At 71.0% G+C, this 14,194-nt stretch carries 13 protein-coding genes, 1 tRNA gene and 1 pseudogene; 6 read left to right on the plus strand and 9 right to left on the minus strand.

Annotated features, from left to right (window positions below):
* Positions 1-13: 13 nt before the first annotated feature.
* A pseudogene (locus tag ACYVD5_RS08050) lies at positions 14-196 on the plus strand (hypothetical protein); the annotation flags it as partial.
* A 214-nt stretch (positions 197-410) separates the two neighbouring features.
* On the opposite strand, the gene ACYVD5_RS08055 reads toward ACYVD5_RS08050, so the two are convergent.
* The 3 genes from ACYVD5_RS08055 to ACYVD5_RS08065 all read right to left on the minus strand — a co-directional run bounded on the left by ACYVD5_RS08055 (position 411) and on the right by ACYVD5_RS08065 (position 3,401).
* Entirely contained in the window at positions 411-1,412 is a 1,002-nt protein-coding gene (locus tag ACYVD5_RS08055; protein ID WP_461000302.1) for a sporulation protein, read from the minus strand.
* Positions 1,413-1,818: 406 nt separating this feature from the next.
* Positions 1,819-2,256: an HIT family protein gene (locus ACYVD5_RS08060; protein WP_461000303.1), complete on the minus strand. Its 438-nt coding sequence runs from the start codon at positions 2,254-2,256 to the stop codon at positions 1,819-1,821.
* Between the two features lie 284 nt (positions 2,257-2,540).
* Positions 2,541-3,401 carry an enoyl-CoA hydratase/isomerase family protein gene (locus ACYVD5_RS08065; RefSeq protein WP_461000304.1) on the minus strand — a complete coding sequence of 287 codons (861 nt, stop codon included), beginning with the start codon at positions 3,399-3,401 and terminating at the stop codon, positions 2,541-2,543.
* A 106-nt stretch (positions 3,402-3,507) separates the two neighbouring features.
* Between ACYVD5_RS08065 and ACYVD5_RS08070 the strand changes: the two genes are divergently transcribed.
* The 4 genes from ACYVD5_RS08070 to ACYVD5_RS08085 all read left to right on the plus strand — a co-directional run bounded on the left by ACYVD5_RS08070 (position 3,508) and on the right by ACYVD5_RS08085 (position 6,554).
* On the plus strand, positions 3,508-4,056 hold the full coding sequence (locus ACYVD5_RS08070) for a TetR/AcrR family transcriptional regulator (protein WP_461000305.1): 549 nt from the start codon (positions 3,508-3,510) through the stop codon (positions 4,054-4,056).
* A gap of 192 nt (positions 4,057-4,248) precedes the next feature.
* Positions 4,249-5,085: an alpha/beta fold hydrolase gene (locus ACYVD5_RS08075; protein WP_461000306.1), complete on the plus strand. Its 837-nt coding sequence runs from the start codon at positions 4,249-4,251 to the stop codon at positions 5,083-5,085.
* Positions 5,086-5,148: 63 nt separating this feature from the next.
* The gene (locus ACYVD5_RS08080; RefSeq protein WP_461000307.1) at positions 5,149-5,736 is read left to right on the plus strand and encodes a TetR/AcrR family transcriptional regulator; all 588 of its coding nucleotides are present in this window, start codon (positions 5,149-5,151) and stop codon (positions 5,734-5,736) included.
* 119 nt (positions 5,737-5,855) lie between these two features.
* Complete coding sequence (locus ACYVD5_RS08085) at positions 5,856-6,554, plus strand: type 1 glutamine amidotransferase domain-containing protein (protein WP_461000308.1); 699 nt, start codon at positions 5,856-5,858, stop codon at positions 6,552-6,554.
* A 122-nt stretch (positions 6,555-6,676) separates the two neighbouring features.
* Here the strand turns inward: ACYVD5_RS08085 and ACYVD5_RS08090 are convergent, their stop codons facing one another.
* From ACYVD5_RS08090 to ACYVD5_RS08100, 3 genes are all read right to left on the minus strand, one after another.
* A complete protein-coding gene (locus tag ACYVD5_RS08090) occupies positions 6,677-6,799 on the minus strand; it encodes a hypothetical protein (protein ID WP_461000309.1) in 123 nt (40 codons plus the stop codon).
* Positions 6,800-7,107: 308 nt separating this feature from the next.
* Positions 7,108-7,183: transfer RNA gene (locus ACYVD5_RS08095), tRNA-Arg, on the minus strand.
* 361 nt (positions 7,184-7,544) lie between these two features.
* On the minus strand, positions 7,545-8,810 hold the full coding sequence (locus tag ACYVD5_RS08100) for an aspartate aminotransferase family protein (RefSeq protein ID WP_461000310.1): 1,266 nt from the start codon (positions 8,808-8,810) through the stop codon (positions 7,545-7,547).
* 383 nt (positions 8,811-9,193) lie between these two features.
* Between ACYVD5_RS08100 and ACYVD5_RS08105 the strand changes: the two genes are divergently transcribed.
* Complete coding sequence (locus tag ACYVD5_RS08105) at positions 9,194-10,663, plus strand: NAD-dependent succinate-semialdehyde dehydrogenase (RefSeq protein ID WP_461000311.1); 1,470 nt, start codon at positions 9,194-9,196, stop codon at positions 10,661-10,663.
* 100 nt (positions 10,664-10,763) lie between these two features.
* Here the strand turns inward: ACYVD5_RS08105 and ACYVD5_RS08110 are convergent, their stop codons facing one another.
* The 3 genes from ACYVD5_RS08110 to ACYVD5_RS08120 form a co-directional block, all read right to left on the minus strand.
* On the minus strand, positions 10,764-11,762 hold the full coding sequence (locus ACYVD5_RS08110) for a GntR family transcriptional regulator (RefSeq protein ID WP_461000312.1): 999 nt from the start codon (positions 11,760-11,762) through the stop codon (positions 10,764-10,766).
* Between the two features lie 209 nt (positions 11,763-11,971).
* Complete coding sequence (gene pdxA / locus ACYVD5_RS08115; RefSeq protein WP_461000313.1) at positions 11,972-13,000, minus strand: 4-hydroxythreonine-4-phosphate dehydrogenase PdxA; 1,029 nt, start codon at positions 12,998-13,000, stop codon at positions 11,972-11,974.
* Positions 12,997-14,181, minus strand: coding sequence for a four-carbon acid sugar kinase family protein (locus tag ACYVD5_RS08120; RefSeq protein WP_461000348.1), 1,185 nt, complete (start codon positions 14,179-14,181; stop codon positions 12,997-12,999). The genes pdxA and ACYVD5_RS08120 overlap by 4 nt, the downstream gene beginning before the upstream one ends.
* Between the last annotated feature and the right edge of the window lie 13 nt (positions 14,182-14,194).

Below are 14,194 nucleotides of genomic sequence, written 5' to 3' on the forward strand. Positions count from 1 at the left end.
GGCGCAAGCCGGGGTCCCGCGCCGGCCTTCCGGCTACCGCTGGTTCGCCGTACTCCCGCCTGAGCGCAACGAGCAGCACCTGTGGTCGGCGCTGGACAGGGCCCAGCACGAAGAGGCGCGCAGCGGGCACTCGCCGGCACGGCTGCATGAGGCGCTCCGCCGCGAAGTGCCGGCGCTGCACAGGCCGCGGCAGTAGGGCCGCAGTCGCGCCGGGGTGCGCAGCCGTGGCCGCTGCGCGCATCGCGGGCTTGGTACGGGGTCGGAAGACGCTCTCCTGAAGCGCCGCCGTCCGACTCCGGCCGGACGCGCGGATGCGCGGATGCCGGCGGCCAAGGCAGGACCGGTGCCGTTTTCGCGAGCGCGCGTGCCGCCGCGGTCATCGGGCGCGCTCGCGGATGCGGGCCGCTCCGTTACGCTTCCTCCTCCTCGGCCTCCTCTTCTTCGTCGCCTTCGAAGAAGTCGCCGATCTCATCGACGGCCTCGGCGGCGACATAGCCGGCCGCGACACCGCCCGCCACGCCGAGCGCGACTCCTGCGGCACCGCTGAGCATGCCGCCCCCTCCTTCCTCGTGGTGCTCGTAGTACCCGTGCTGCTCGTGGCCGTGGTGGGCCATGCCGAATCCGCCGAAGAGCCCGCGATGGCGGGAGAGCGCCTCTTCGACCCATGCCTCGACCTGCGCCGCCCAATCGACGCGGTCGGCATCGGCGTGGTCGACGTGGAACCGGCCGTAGAGGTCGCCGCCCTGGGTGAACAGTCCGCCGCGCTTGTCGAACTCGACGATCACGTCCATGCCGTGGGGGTCGGCGATGAAGCCGACCTCCACCTCGCTGATCTCGTGGGCGTAGCGCTCGGCGGGGAAGAACTCGATCTCCTGGAACAGCGGGAACTCCTGGCGGGTTCCGGCGAGGTGGCCCGCCTCGATGTCGGTGTGCTTCAACCCGAAGCCGAGCCGGGCGAACGCTTCGAGGATCCGGTCCTGGGACGGCAGCGGGTGGACGTGGACCGGATCGAGATCGCCCTTGTCCGGAGCGCGGTCGATGACGACCTCGGTGCGCAGGCCCAGCCCCGCGTTGGGCAGCGGCCCGCCGCCGGCGTCGGTGATGGGTGCCTGCCACGGCACCGGGTAGCGGAAGGGGATCGAGCGGCGGTCACCCGCCGGGAGGTCCAACGGTCCCGTGAGGGGGACGCGGGCGAACTCGGCGGCGGAGGTCTCCTCGCCCTCCTCGGTGTCGAACTCGACCGAGGCGACCAAGGCGACCACGATCTCGTCGATGTGGGCATCGACGTCGCCGCCGGTGAGTTCGACATGCCCCTCCAGAGCCGCGCCCGGATAGGTGTGCGGGGTCACCAGCACGGTGTCGATGCTCGGGGCGCCGACGCCGAAGACCGACAGCAGACGCTTGAAGCCCATACTTTTCCTCTTTCGGGAGTAGGTGCACGGCCGGGGCCGCCGCTACGCTCGGCGGCGCCCGCGCGGCCAACGCCCCGGAGCGGAGCACGGTTCCCCGCCACAGCCGCGGCTCCGGCGCGATCGGGCGTTCTGCTGCGTCCGGAACCGGCGTCCCGCAAAGCGGCCCCGCGGTCGCGCCCATGCCCCGGGCGCAGGGCCCCAGTTCATGGCCTCGCACCGCGGTTCACGGGGGTGCAACGGCAACGGCCGGGGCGATCCCCGCTCCCGATCCGCCGCAGGATAGAGCCGGACCGGTTCCGGCGGTCCCCGCCCGGGCTCACCACCTCATCGCGACCCAAGCCCCGGCGCGCGAAGCGACGGGCGATCGATATGCCCAATTGAGGCGGGGATTCGAGCCAGTGCTTTTTTACACTAGGGGGTCGGTGCCACGGGCCTGTTCATAACCGAGATCAAGCAAGGAGGCGCGCAGCTTTTCCGCGGCATCATCCAAAGCCGACTGGTCCTCCTCCGGCTTGGCCTTAGTAAAATCGAAGTCGGACATACCCCAGACGGGAGCGACATGTATATGCAGGTGCGGAACACCGAAGCCTGCGATGACGAGGCCCGCTCGCGGCGCGTTCCAAGCCTGCTGAACTCCTTGCCCAACGGCTTGGGCCACCTCAATGCAACGCGCCAGCAGGGCCCCGTCGGCATCCGTCCACCGGTCGACCTCGCGCCGAGGCACAACAAGAGTATGGCCAGGCCGGAGCGGCGAAATGTCGAGAAATGCAGTGATTTCAGGATCGTGCCAGACGAAGCGCCCAGGCAGCTCACCAGCTATGATACGAGAAAACAGAGTAGCCATACCTGCAATTTTGTCATATATAGCGAGCGGTCCCGTCGGAAAGGGGATTCCGGTGAAAAATGCTCGGCCGGCTCGCCGGTGAGGGCACCATCGGGTTCGGTATCCGCTTTTCCGGCGTCCCTTGCGGTCGGTTTCGGTGCGCTGGGGGCGCCTTCACCTGAGAGCCGCCGGCCTAAGCTTCAGCTTTGACTTGGCCAGCGGCTCCAGGCAGTGGAATTCACATTCACTTATGTGCGCGGCATATCGCGTAACAAATCTGTTTCCGCCGGCGAGGCGGAGGTCGTTCAGGAGCGGTGAGCCCAGGGCACGGAGTCGAGCAGGCGCTCCAGCCGCAGTTCCCCGTCGCGTGTCTGCCCGCCGTGGTCCATCACCACGCGGAGCCGGTCGACGACGTCGTCCGGGGAGGGGTAGACCTTCGCGTGGGCGGCCGCCTCCTCCGCCAGGTTCGGGACGGATCCGCTTGTCTCTGCGGCGTCCAGTGCCTCCTTTGCCGCTGCCGCCACGCCCGCGGGCAAACCGGCGATACGGCGGGCGAGACCGTCGACGAACGCGTCGAGGTGTTCGTCCGGCATCGCGCGGTTGATCCACCCGTAGCGCTCGGCGACGGCGGTGTCGAACAACTCCGCCCCCAGCACGATCTCCAGCGCACGGGCCCGGCCGACCAGCCGGTTGAGGTACTGGGTGCCGCCCCCGCCCGGGAAGATGCCCATCAGCGACTCCGGCTGGGACAGCCAGGTCCGGTCCGCGGCGGCGAACCGCATGTCCGCGGCCATCGCCAACTCGGCGCCGCCCGCGCGGGCGTAACCGCGCAGCTTCGCGATCGTCACCTGCGGCAGCGTGCGCAGCCGCTCGTTGAGCTGCTGCAGCGGGTTGAGGGCGGGGTCGGCGCCGGGGTCGGCCAGGGCCATGAGGGTGCTCGGATCAAACGACCACTCGAAGTCCGCGTGGGCCGAGAAGAACTCCGAGTTGGCCGACTGGAAGACGATCACGGCGATGCCCTCGTCGGTCGCCACCGTGTCCGCGAACGCCTTGAGGTCACCGGCCAGCGTGGCGTCGAGGGTGTTCACCGGCGGGTTGTCGATGGTCACCCAGGCGACCTGGTCCTCCGCGCGGACCACCAGGGACTTGTAACCGCTGTAGCTCATTGCTGTGCTCCTTTGGGCAGGTTCGGCATGCCGTCCGCCCGGCGTTGTTTAGTGGGCGTTACAAAATGACCGTAGCATGTTCTTTAACGCGCGATACAGTTTGGGTATGGGCGGTAGACCGAGAACTTTCGACAAGGACGCGGTGCTCCGGATGGCGATGCTCGCCTTCTGGGAGCGCGGCTACGACGGAGTGAGCGTCGCGCAGGTGTGTGCGGAGGCGGGGATCGCCGCACCGAGCCTGTACGCGACCTTCGGCGACAAGAACGCGCTGTTCGAGCAAGCGTGCGCGCTCTACGCCGCGCACCTGGACGAGGACCTGGAGCGCGACCTGTCGGCGCCCACGGCCCGCGAGGCGGTCGAACGCCTGCTTCGGTCGTCGGCCGAGCACTTCACCGCGCCTGGGCAGCCCCCCGGCTGCCTCGTCATGGGGGAGCCGCGGCTCGTCGAGCGGCGCGGCAAGACACGCGGCATGATCCGGGCACGTCTGCGCCGGGCCGCCGCCGAGGGGGAACTCGCGTCCGTCGCCGAGGCCGACGAACTCTCGGCGTTCGTCGACACGGTACTGACCGGCATGGCCGCGCAGGCTCGCGACGGTGCCGACCGGACCCGGCTGTTGGATGCGGCCCGGTACGCGGCCCGGGCCTGGCCCGCGTAACGGGTCCCGGGCTTGATCGGGCCGAGGCGGCCGCCTCGGCCCAAAGGGTGGTGGGCTCGCGGGCGCCGCCGGACCGTGCGGCGGCACTCGCCGGCCGAGACCGTCGGCGGCAGGGCTTGTGTTCGGAGTAGACCGGTCGTATAGTCGATCTCAGAACACGGCAGGCATCGACTTCTTGAAGGGGCAGGCATCATGGGACGCATCAAGGTCGGCACGGAGAACAGCACCGACATCGAACTGCACTACGAAGACAAGGGGGCGGGGCAGCCGGTCGTCCTGATCCACGGCTACCCGCTGGACGGCAACTCCTGGGAGGGGCAGCTCCCGGCTCTGCTGGCCGCCGGCTACCGGGTCATCACCTACGACCGGCGCGGCTTCGGCAAGTCCGCTCAACCCTCCACCGGCTACGACTACGACACCTTCGCCGCCGACCTGAACACCGTCATGGAGACCCTCGACCTGCGCGACACGGTCCTGGTCGGTTTCTCCATGGGCACGGGTGAGGTCGCCCGCTACCTGTCCACCTACGGCTCCGGGCGGGTTGCCAAGGCCGCCTTCCTCGCCTCGCTGGAGCCGTACCTGGCCATCACCGACGACAACCCCGACGGCGCCGCTCCGATCTCCTTCTTCGAGGGCATCTCCGAGACGGTGAAAAAGGACCGCTACGCCTTCTTCACCGGCTTCTACGCCGACTTCTTCAACCTGGACGAGAACCTGGGCACCCGGGTAAGCGAGGAGGCCGTGCGCAACGCCTGGAACGTGGCAGCCGGCGCCGGTCCGATCGCCTCGGCCGCCGCCCCGCTGACCTGGCCCACCGACTTTCGGGCGGACATCCCCCGGATCGACGTGCCCGCCCTGATCGTGCACGGCACGGCCGACCGCACCCTGCCCATCGACGCCACCGGCCGCCGCTTCGCCGCGGCCCTGCCCACCGCCGAGTACGTCGAGATCGACGGTGCGCCGCACGGGCTGCTTACGACCCACGCCGCCGAGGTCACGGAGAAGCTCCTGGACTTCCTCGGCCGGTGACGCACCGGGCCGGCCGGCGGCCCGAAGTAGACGGCTGGTCTAATCGATGGTCAATTGGATACCGTGCCAACTGTTCACGGCGACACTCGTCGCAGCATTCTCGACGCCGCACAGCGGATCATGTCCCGCAAGGGGTTCTCCGCGGTGGGCATCAATGAAGTCCTCTCCGCAGCCGGGGTGCCGAAGGGCTCGTTCTACCACTTCTTCGGCTCCAAGGACGCCTTCGGTGAGGCGATGATGCGGGCCTACTTCGCCGACTACCTGGCGGACATGGACCGCACCCTCGCCGAACCGGACCTGACCTCGGCTGAGCGGCTGATGAATTACTGGCGGAACTGGCGCGAGACGCAGAGCGTCGACGAGTGCCAGGGCAAGTGCCTGGCGGTCAAGCTCGGTGCGGAGGTCGCCGACCTGTCGGAGTCGATGCGGCTGGCCCTGAAGGAAGGTACCACCGCCATCGTCGACCGACTGGAACGGACGATCGCGAACGGCCTGCAGGACGGATCGATCGCCGTCGACCACACCCCCCGGGAGACCGCGCAGGTCTTGTACGACATGTGGCTCGGAGCGAGTGTCATGGCCAAGATCCACCGCGACATCGGCCCGCTGGACACCACGACGAGGGCCACCCGCCAACTCCTGCACCTGTAAGAACCCGACCCGGCCCGACCGAACCCGACCGTGCACGGGGCCCGTTGCATCCCGCACCCGTGCCGCCAATTCCATTCGCCTCGACTGAGACGACCGGTCTATTACACCAAGGAGCCACCATGAAGGTCGCCATCGTCCTCACCTCGCACGACCGGCTCGGCACCACCGGCCGCGAGACCGGCTTCTGGCTGGAGGAACTCGCCGCCCCCTACTACCGCTTCAAGGACTCCGGCGCCGAACTCGTACTCGCGTCCCCCAAGGGCGGCAAGCCGCCGCTCGACCCCAAGAGCAGCGAGCCGGACTTCCAGACCGACGAGACCCGCCGCTTTGAGGCCGACCCCGAAGCCGTGGCCGCCCTCGCTCACACCGTCCGCCTCGACTCCGTCTCCATCGAGGACTTCGACACCGTCTTCTACCCCGGCGGCCACGGCCCAATGTGGGACCTGGCCGAAGACCCTGTATCCAACCGGCTCATCGAGGCCACCCTGCGCGCGGGCAAGCCGATCGCCCTGGTCTGCCACGCCCCCGGCGTGCTGCGCCACGCCGCGAATCCCGACGGCACCCCCCTGGTCCAGGGGCGGCGGGTCACCGGATTCACCAACGGGGAAGAGGCCGACGTCGGCCTGACCGAGGTCGTCCCCTTCCTCGTCGAGGACGAGCTGAAGCGGCTCGGCGGCAAGTACTCCAAGGCAGACAACTGGCAGCCCCACGTCGTCACCGACGGCCTGCTCGTCACCGGCCAGAGCCCGGCCTCCTCCGGCCCCGCCGCCGACACCCTCCGCGCTCTCGCCACCGAGGTCGGCAAGGCCCGCGCATAGCGCCCTCGCAGCGGGCACAACCCGCACCCGGTCTTCTACGGCGAGCGCCGATGGGCCGCCCAGCTGATGCGCGACTCGGAGGCGGAGGACCGGTACCACAGCACGAAGAAAGTCCGGCCTGCCTACGCAGGTCGGACTTTCTTTCTGCCGGCACGGCGGCGGGCGAACCCCACAAACCAGTCGATGATGCGCTCGGGAACCTCGTCCTGGCGCGCCGAGTCGCGGTATTCCTGCAAACTGTCCATGGCGGCCAGCGTGCCGCACGACGGGGACATTCGGCCGTTGTCGGATACCGGCCGAGTGCCGCCCGGTCGGCACCCGGATCGAGCCGCGGCCGCCCCAACCGGGGTCCACACGGGACCCGCACGTCGAATAGCGGGGAAACCTTCCGACGTGCTGCGTTCCCAAAGGAGCACGAAGCGATCCGCAGGTCGCCGGCCGGCCGAGTGAAACCCACCGCGCCCCGGGGCCGCCAAAGCCACGACAGGCGCCTGTAACAACAGAAGCCCTGGCCTGTCGATGCAGGTCAGGGCTTCTGTTGCGCGCTTACAGGTGGTGCGCTCGGGAGGATTCGAACCCCCAACCTTCTGATCCGTAGTCAGATGCTCTATCCATTGAGCTACGAGCGCAGGTCATCGGGCGTTTCCCTCCTGGTGGGAGGGGGTTTGCCTTCCGACGTCTCCGACTCTACCACGGCGCACAGGGGGCTTAGCGCGCATTATTCGCGTGAGACCGATCATGGAGAGTCGCCTCGGGCAATCAACAACGTGCGGCAACGATCATGCGGAAGTGTCGGGATCCGGCGCCGGATCCCGACACTTCCGCATGATCACTTTGGTGCGCCGGTGCCCCGCCACTTGCGGGCGGGGCCGGTGACAGCCCCCGATGCGCGAAGCCTTCCGTGAGGGTGAGCGGGGCGTGGTGCGTGCGGCCGACGGCCGACGGCCTCGCCCGCACCACGCCCCGCACCCCGGCCCTGCTGGGTGGAGGTTAGGCGGTGGCCTCTTTCATTGCCTGGGACCAGAGGTTGACGGCTTCGTCGATCTGGTCGGCGGTGACGATGAGTGGGGGGATCATGCGGACGACGTTGCCGTGCGGGCCGCAGGTCAGTAGGAGGAGGCCCTTTTCGGCCGCGGATTTGTGGGCGCGGGTGGCGGCGGCGGTGTCGGGGGAGCCGTCGGGGGCGGTGAACTCGTTGCCGATCATCAGCCCCAAGCCGCGCACGTCGCCGATCACCGGATGGTCGGCGGCTACGCCCGCGAGGCCCTGCTTCAGGCGCTCGCCCATCAGGGCGGCGTTGTCGACCAGGCCTTCGTCCTCGATGACGTCCATGGTGGCCAGCGCCGCCGCGCACGAGACGGCGTTGCCGCCGTAGGTGCCGCCCTGCGAGCCCGGCCAGGCTTTCTCCATCAGGGCGTTGGGCGCCGCGATCGCCGACAGGGGGAAGCCGCTGGCCAAGCCCTTGGCGGTGATGACGATGTCGGGGCGTACCGCCGCGTGGTCGTGGCCCCAGAACTTGCCGGTGCGGCCGAAGCCGGTCTGGACCTCGTCGGCGATCAGCAGGATGCCGTGCTTGTCGGCGCGCTCGCGCAGCCCGCGCAGGAATGCGGCGGGCGCCGGCACGTAGCCGCCCTCGCCCAGCACCGGCTCGATGAAGATGGCCGCGGTGTCCTGGGGGGAGGCGACCGTGGCCAACTGGTAGTCGAGCTCGCGCAGCGCGTAATCGGTGGCCTCGGACTCGCTCATGCCCAGCCGATAGGCGTAGGGGAACGGTGAGACCACGACGCCGGGCATCAGCGGTCCGATGCCCGCCCTGATCTTGGTGCCCGAGGTTGTCAGTGACGCCGCCGCCATGGTGCGCCCGTGGAAACCGCCTTGGAACACGATGGCGTTCTGCCGGCCGGTCGCCTGGCGCGCCAGGCGCAGCGCGGCTTCGATGGCCTCGCTGCCGGAGTTGACGTAGAACAGCCGGTCGAGTCCTGCGGGCAGCACGCTGCCGAGCCGCTCGGTCAACTGCAGCAGGGGCCGGTGCATGACCGTGGTGTACTGCCCGTGCACGAGGGTGCCGACCTGGCGCTGCGCTGCGTCGACGACGCGGGGGTGGCAGTGGCCGGTGCTGGTGACGCCGATGCCGGCGGTGAAGTCGAGATAGCGGCGGTCGTCCTCGTCGTAGATGTAGACGCCCTCGCCGCGAGCGGCGAGCACGGGGGTCGCCTGCTTCAGCAAAGGGGAAAGCGCGGCCGACTGCTCAGCCATACTCTGACCTCTTCCGTCTTCCGTAGGATTGTTGACAATCGACAAAGCTATGGAATCATCCAGCAGGAGGCGGTGTCCAGGTCCATGCATACCCCCGTATGGGCCCGGGCATCGCCGCTTGTCCGGAACCCTGACCGGAGCCTTGCCCGAAGCCCTGCCGCCGAGCCCCGCCCGCAGTCCCGACCGGAGGCTTTCGCAAACCTCCCGAAACACCTCCGCCAACACCCCCCGAAAGAACCGCGAAGACCGGCAAACGTCCGCGAACACACAGCCGGCGGCTGTTAGGCCGCATGCGCAGATGGGAAGGCGCGTAGGTGTCGAGGCGCCTTCGCGTGTCCGGCGGACGCACCGCTATCCACCAGCCCAGAAGGGGATGTACCGCAATGACGTTGGCCGAATGGGAGACGCAGGTCGTCGACCGAGTGCCCAAGCAGCTCTTCATCGGCGGCATGTGGCGCGATGCGCTCAGCGGCGCGACGTTCAAGGTCGAGGATCCCTCGACCGGCTCCGTGCTGTGCGAGGTCGCCGACGCGGGCACCGACGACGGCTTCGCGGCGCTGGAGGCCGCGACCAAGGCCCAGCCCTCGTGGGCCAAGCACGCGCCCCGCGAGCGCGGCGAGATCCTGCGGCGCGCCTACGAACTGCTCATGCAGCGCCAGGACGACCTCGCGCTGCTGATGACCCTGGAGATGGGCAAGCCCTTCGCTGAGGCCAAGGGCGAGATCGCTTATGCGGCCGACTTCCTGCGCTGGTTCTCCGAGGAGGCCGTGCGCATCGGGGGCGGCTACTCCGTCTCGCCCAACGGCCAGGCGCGCTTCCTCGTCATGAAGCAGCCCGTCGGGCCTTCCATGCTGATCACCCCGTGGAACTTCCCCATGGCCATGGGCACGCGCAAGATCGGCCCGGCCATCGCCGCCGGCTGCACCATGATCCTCAAGCCGGCCCAGCAGACTCCGCTCTCCGCGCTCGCCCTGGCCGGCATCCTGCACGAGGCCGGCCTGCCCGAGGGCGTGCTCAGCGTCATCCCGACCGGTGATGCCGGCGGGGTCACCGAGCCGCTGCTGCGCGACGGCCGCATTCGCAAGGTGTCGTTCACTGGATCGACCGGTGTCGGCCGCAAGCTGCTGGAGCAGAGCGCCGGGCAGGTGCTGCGCAGCTCCATGGAGCTGGGCGGCAACGCCCCCTTCCTGGTCTTCGACGACGCCGATCTGGACGCCGCCGTCGACGGCGCCATGCAGGCCAAAATGCGCAACATCGGCGAGGCATGCACGGCGGCCAACCGCTTGTACGTGCAGTCGGGGATCGCCACCGAGTTCGCCCGCAAGCTCAGCGAGCGCATGGGTGCGCTGCGGATGGGCCGCGGCACCGAGGACGGTACCGAGGTCGGCCCGCTGATCGACTCCAAGGCCCGCGAGAAGGTGCAGAGCCTGGTCGACGACGCCGTCGGCCGCGGCGCCCGCGTGCTTGTGGGCGGCGCCGCAGGCGGGGGCGGCGGCTACTTCTACCAGCCGACGGTGCTGGCCGACGTCCCCCAGGCCAGCGAGCTGTCGTCGACCGAGATCTTCGGCCCCGTCGCGCCGATCATCCCCTTCGACACCGAAGAGGAGGCGCTGGGCGCCGCCAACGACACGGAATTCGGTCTGGTCAGCTACATCTACACCCGCGACCTGAACCGTGCGCTGCGGGTGTCGGAGAGCCTGGAGACCGGCATGGTCGGGCTGAACCAGGGCATCGTCTCCAACCCCGCTGCACCGTTCGGCGGGGTCAAGCAGTCCGGCCTGGGCCGCGAGGGCGGCACCGTGGGTATCGAGGAATTCCTCGAAACGAAGTACATCGGCATCGGCGGCGTCTGACACCGGCTGATAGCTGACAGCTGAAAGCTCTGACAGCTGACGGGGCCGGCGTCCGTGCGCCGCAGCTGATCCGGGCGCCCGCCCACGCGGCGGGCGCCCGTTACCGGTCTTCGGACGCCAGGCGGTCCAGCTCGGTGTGCAGGTCGCGCGCCAGATCGCGGGCCCGCTGCAGCCGCGCGGGCGGCCCGGCCGGCTCAGCGGATTCCGGCGGCTCGGCCGCCGCCCCACGTGACTCGGCCGCCCCGGCCGGCGCGCCGCGCTCCGGACCGCCGCCGCCCGCGGAGCCGCCGCCCGCCGGTCGCCCGGGCGTGTCTCCCGGCGGGCCGGCAAAGGCCGTGCCGGGCTGGAGCCGCAACTGCTCGGTGGACTCGTCGGCCTCGATGTCGAAAACCACCCGGTCGGAGCGGTGCCAGCTCTCAAACCACTCCAGCGGCCCGCCGTCCTGGTCGAAGGTGCTGCCTTCCAGTAGCAGCAGCGGCGCGTCGGCGCCCACGCGCAGTGCCTCGGCGATGGCGGGGTCGGCCGGCACCGCTCGGACCTGGCGCCGCCCGGTGACGGGCCGGGCGCCGAAGTGGGACTCCAGCAGCCGGTGCAGCGAGGAGTCGGTCAGCATGCCGGCGTTCAGGCCAGGCACCCGGTCGGTCGGCAGCCAGGTGCGCACGTACGACAGCGGGTCGCCCTCGACCGAGCGCACCCGCTCCAGCCGCAGCACCGCGCGGGTGCCCAGATGCCGGGCGACGTGGGCGGGCGGCACGGCGGCCTCCTCCAGCCGGACGACCCGGGTGGCCAGCTCCAGCCCGCTGCGCGAGAACTGGTCGAACAACCCGGTGACGCGCTGCACCAGCCGCCGGTGCTCGACCCCGCCCATGGCCACGGCCGCCCGGCCGGGCTCGCGGCGGATCGAGCCCTCTTCCTCCAGGGTGCCCAGCGCCTGGCGGATGACGCTGCGCGAGACGCCGAAGCGCTCCTGCAGCGCGGCCTCGCTGGGCAGGGTGTCGCCGGGCGAGATCGCCCGGTCGCGGATCTCGGCGCGCAGCTCGGCCGCGATCTGCGCGTACAGCGGGCGGGGATCGGACCGGTCGACGGACATGGTCGGCATTCTAGGTCGTGTCCGGTGGGTGGGCCGCTCATGGCAGGCGGCGCACCCCTGTGACCCGCGCCCGCTGCGCGAAGCGCCGCTGCGGCGCGGGTGTGCTGCGGCGGGGCCGCCCCCCTCGGCGGGCCCGCCATCGGCGCCGAATGGGGGCGGCCGTGCCTACCGCTCGGTAGCGGTAGGACGGCGAGCCCCGGACACGGCTTGGGCAGGGATCAGGCGGCGGCTTGGGCGGTCTCCCACACGTGGCCCCAGCCGGGAGCCAGTTCCGCCGCGCGGCGGATGGCCAGCACCAGGCTGGACTCGCGGGCAATGCCCTGCCCGGCGATGTCGAAAGCGGTGCCGTGGTCGACGGAAACCCGCACCACCGGCAGTCCGACGGTGATGTTCACGCCGTCGTCGCCGTAGACCGCCTTGAACGGGGCGTGTCCCTGGTCGTGGTAGCAGACGGTGATCAGCTTCCACTTGCCCTTAACCGCCTGCGGGATGAGCGCGTCGGCCGGCAGCGGCCCCGCGGCGTTGATCCCGGCTTCGCGCGCCCGCTGCACCGCCGGCTCCAGCACGTCGGCGTCCTCGTCGCCGAACAGCCGGTTCTCACCGGCGTGCGGGTTGAGCCCGGCCACCCCGATGGGCTCGTCGGGCGTGCCCAGCGCCGTCGCGAACGCGCCCGCCAGGCGCAGCACGGCGTCGGTGCGCTCGGGGGTGACCAGCCGGATCGCGTCGTTCAGCGAAACGTGCGTGGTCAGGTGGAAGAAGTACAGGTCGCCGGCCGACAGCACCAGGCTGAAGTTCTGCACGCCGAACTCGTGGGCCAGCAGTTCGGTGTGCCCGGGCCAGGGGTGCCCGCCCAGGTGCATGGCGGCCTTGTTCAGCGGCGGCGTGACGATGCCGTCGACCAGCCCGCGCCGGGCGAGGTCGCAGGCGGCCATCACGAAGCGGGCGGCACCGTCGCCGGCTTCGCCGCTCAGTTCGCCGAACGGCAGGTGTCCCAGCGACGGGCCGACCTGGACGACGTCGATGCCGGCGGGGTCGGCGCCGGCCTGCTCGGGCGAGTCGATGGCACGCACCCGGTCGGGGTCGCCGCCGGCCAGCCGGACTCCGGCGCGCAGCGAGTCGGCGTCGCCCACGACCACCGGGCGGCAGATGTCGCGGACCTCCGGGTGGTCCAGCAGCGACTTCGCGGTGATCTCCGGGCCGATCCCGGCGACGTCGCCGAGGGTGATCGCCAGCGTGGGTGGGGTCATGACCGGTACCTCCTGTTTCGGACCGCCTCGACGGCGGTGATCAGTGCGTTGGGGGCGCCGAATCCCCCGGCCTTGGTGACGATGGGCCGGCCGTGCAGCCGCCCGCCCGAGAGGGTCCCGGCCGGGATGCCCGGTGCGACTTCGCCGGTAAGTGCGATGGCGGTGGCGCCGAGCGCATCGGCGAGGGCGCGGGCGCCGTCGCCGCCGGTGACCACGAAGCCCGATACCGGCTGCCGGGCGGCGAGGTCGGCGGCCAGCGCGCCGAACCGGCGGGCGACGTCGGCGGGGTCGAGCCCGCCGCCGCGGTCGTCGGGCGCGACGATCGCCAGCGCTTCGCCGCCGCCCGCCAACAGCCGCTCGCTGTGTGCGCACCACTCCTGCCACGCGGCGGCGTCGGCCAGGTCCGCTGCGCTGCAGTAGCGGACGGGCACGGTTTCGGCGAGCCGGGCGACTTGGCCGCGGGTGGCCGCATGCAGCGAGGTCACGACGACCAGCGCCGGCGCGGGTGTCTCGGCGGCGGCCCAGGCCTGGGCCATCGGCGCGGCGAGGCCGGCCGAGCCGACGGGGATCGCGCGGCGTCCCAGGTGGGCGACCGCTGCGGCGAGGCGCTCCAGGTCCTCCTGGGTACCGGCGTCGGCGACCACGACCGGGCCCGCGGCGGCGAGGCGCGCGGCGTCGGCCGCCGCGTCGTGCGTGCCGCCGTCCGTTCCGGCTACGCCGTCCAGGTGAACGTGGGCGGCGCCGAGCAGGGTCGGAATGTGGCTCTCGCGCACGGGCGTGACCGGGTCGTCGCCGACCGGTGTGCGGTCGGCCGGCACGCCGTCCACCAGCAGCACGCCGTCGGCGACGGTGCGCCCGGCTTCGGGGAACGCGGGGCAGACCACGGCGATCGCGTCGGGGCCCCACGCGCTGCGCGCGGCCTCGACCTCGGCGGCGAGCCGCCCCCGCAGCGTGGAGTCGACCTTCTTGAAGAGGTGGCGGGCCCCGCTGTGCCGCCGGACCTGCGCTGCGACCGCGGACGCGGCCGCCTCGGCGCTCATGGCGCGCGAGTCGGTGCTGACCGCGACCACGTCGGCGGCACCGGCGCCGGGGCGGTCGCCGAGCAGCAGTTCGGTGGACCAGCCCGCCCGCAGGAAGCGTACGGCGGTGTCGTTGGCGCCGGTGAGGTCGTCGGCGACCATCGCGATCGCGGGG

The organism is Streptomonospora sediminis, assembly GCF_054778995.1.

What these genes read in the sequence shown, in the direction of transcription:
- ACYVD5_RS08055 (WP_461000302.1), bottom strand. Translation starts at nt 1,412, where the DNA reads ATGGGCTTCAAGCGTCTGCTGTCGGTCTTCGGCGTCGGCGCCCCGAGC.
- ACYVD5_RS08060 (WP_461000303.1), bottom strand. Translation starts at nt 2,256, where the DNA reads ATGGCTACTCTGTTTTCTCGTATCATAGCTGGTGAGCTGCCTGGGCGC.
- ACYVD5_RS08065 (WP_461000304.1), bottom strand. Translation starts at nt 3,401, where the DNA reads ATGAGCTACAGCGGTTACAAGTCCCTGGTGGTCCGCGCGGAGGACCAG.
- ACYVD5_RS08070 (WP_461000305.1), top strand. Translation starts at nt 3,508, where the DNA reads ATGGGCGGTAGACCGAGAACTTTCGACAAGGACGCGGTGCTCCGGATG.
- ACYVD5_RS08075 (WP_461000306.1), top strand. Translation starts at nt 4,249, where the DNA reads ATGGGACGCATCAAGGTCGGCACGGAGAACAGCACCGACATCGAACTG.
- ACYVD5_RS08085 (WP_461000308.1), top strand. Translation starts at nt 5,856, where the DNA reads ATGAAGGTCGCCATCGTCCTCACCTCGCACGACCGGCTCGGCACCACC.
- ACYVD5_RS08090 (WP_461000309.1), bottom strand. Translation starts at nt 6,799, where the DNA reads ATGGACAGTTTGCAGGAATACCGCGACTCGGCGCGCCAGGACGAGGTT.
- ACYVD5_RS08100 (WP_461000310.1), bottom strand. Translation starts at nt 8,810, where the DNA reads ATGGCTGAGCAGTCGGCCGCGCTTTCCCCTTTGCTGAAGCAGGCGACC.
- ACYVD5_RS08105 (WP_461000311.1), top strand. Translation starts at nt 9,194, where the DNA reads ATGACGTTGGCCGAATGGGAGACGCAGGTCGTCGACCGAGTGCCCAAG.
- ACYVD5_RS08110 (WP_461000312.1), bottom strand. Translation starts at nt 11,762, where the DNA reads ATGCCGACCATGTCCGTCGACCGGTCCGATCCCCGCCCGCTGTACGCG.
- pdxA (WP_461000313.1), bottom strand. Translation starts at nt 13,000, where the DNA reads ATGACCCCACCCACGCTGGCGATCACCCTCGGCGACGTCGCCGGGATC.
- ACYVD5_RS08120 (WP_461000348.1), bottom strand. Translation starts at nt 14,181, where the DNA reads ATGGTCGCCGACGACCTCACCGGCGCCAACGACACCGCCGTACGCTTC.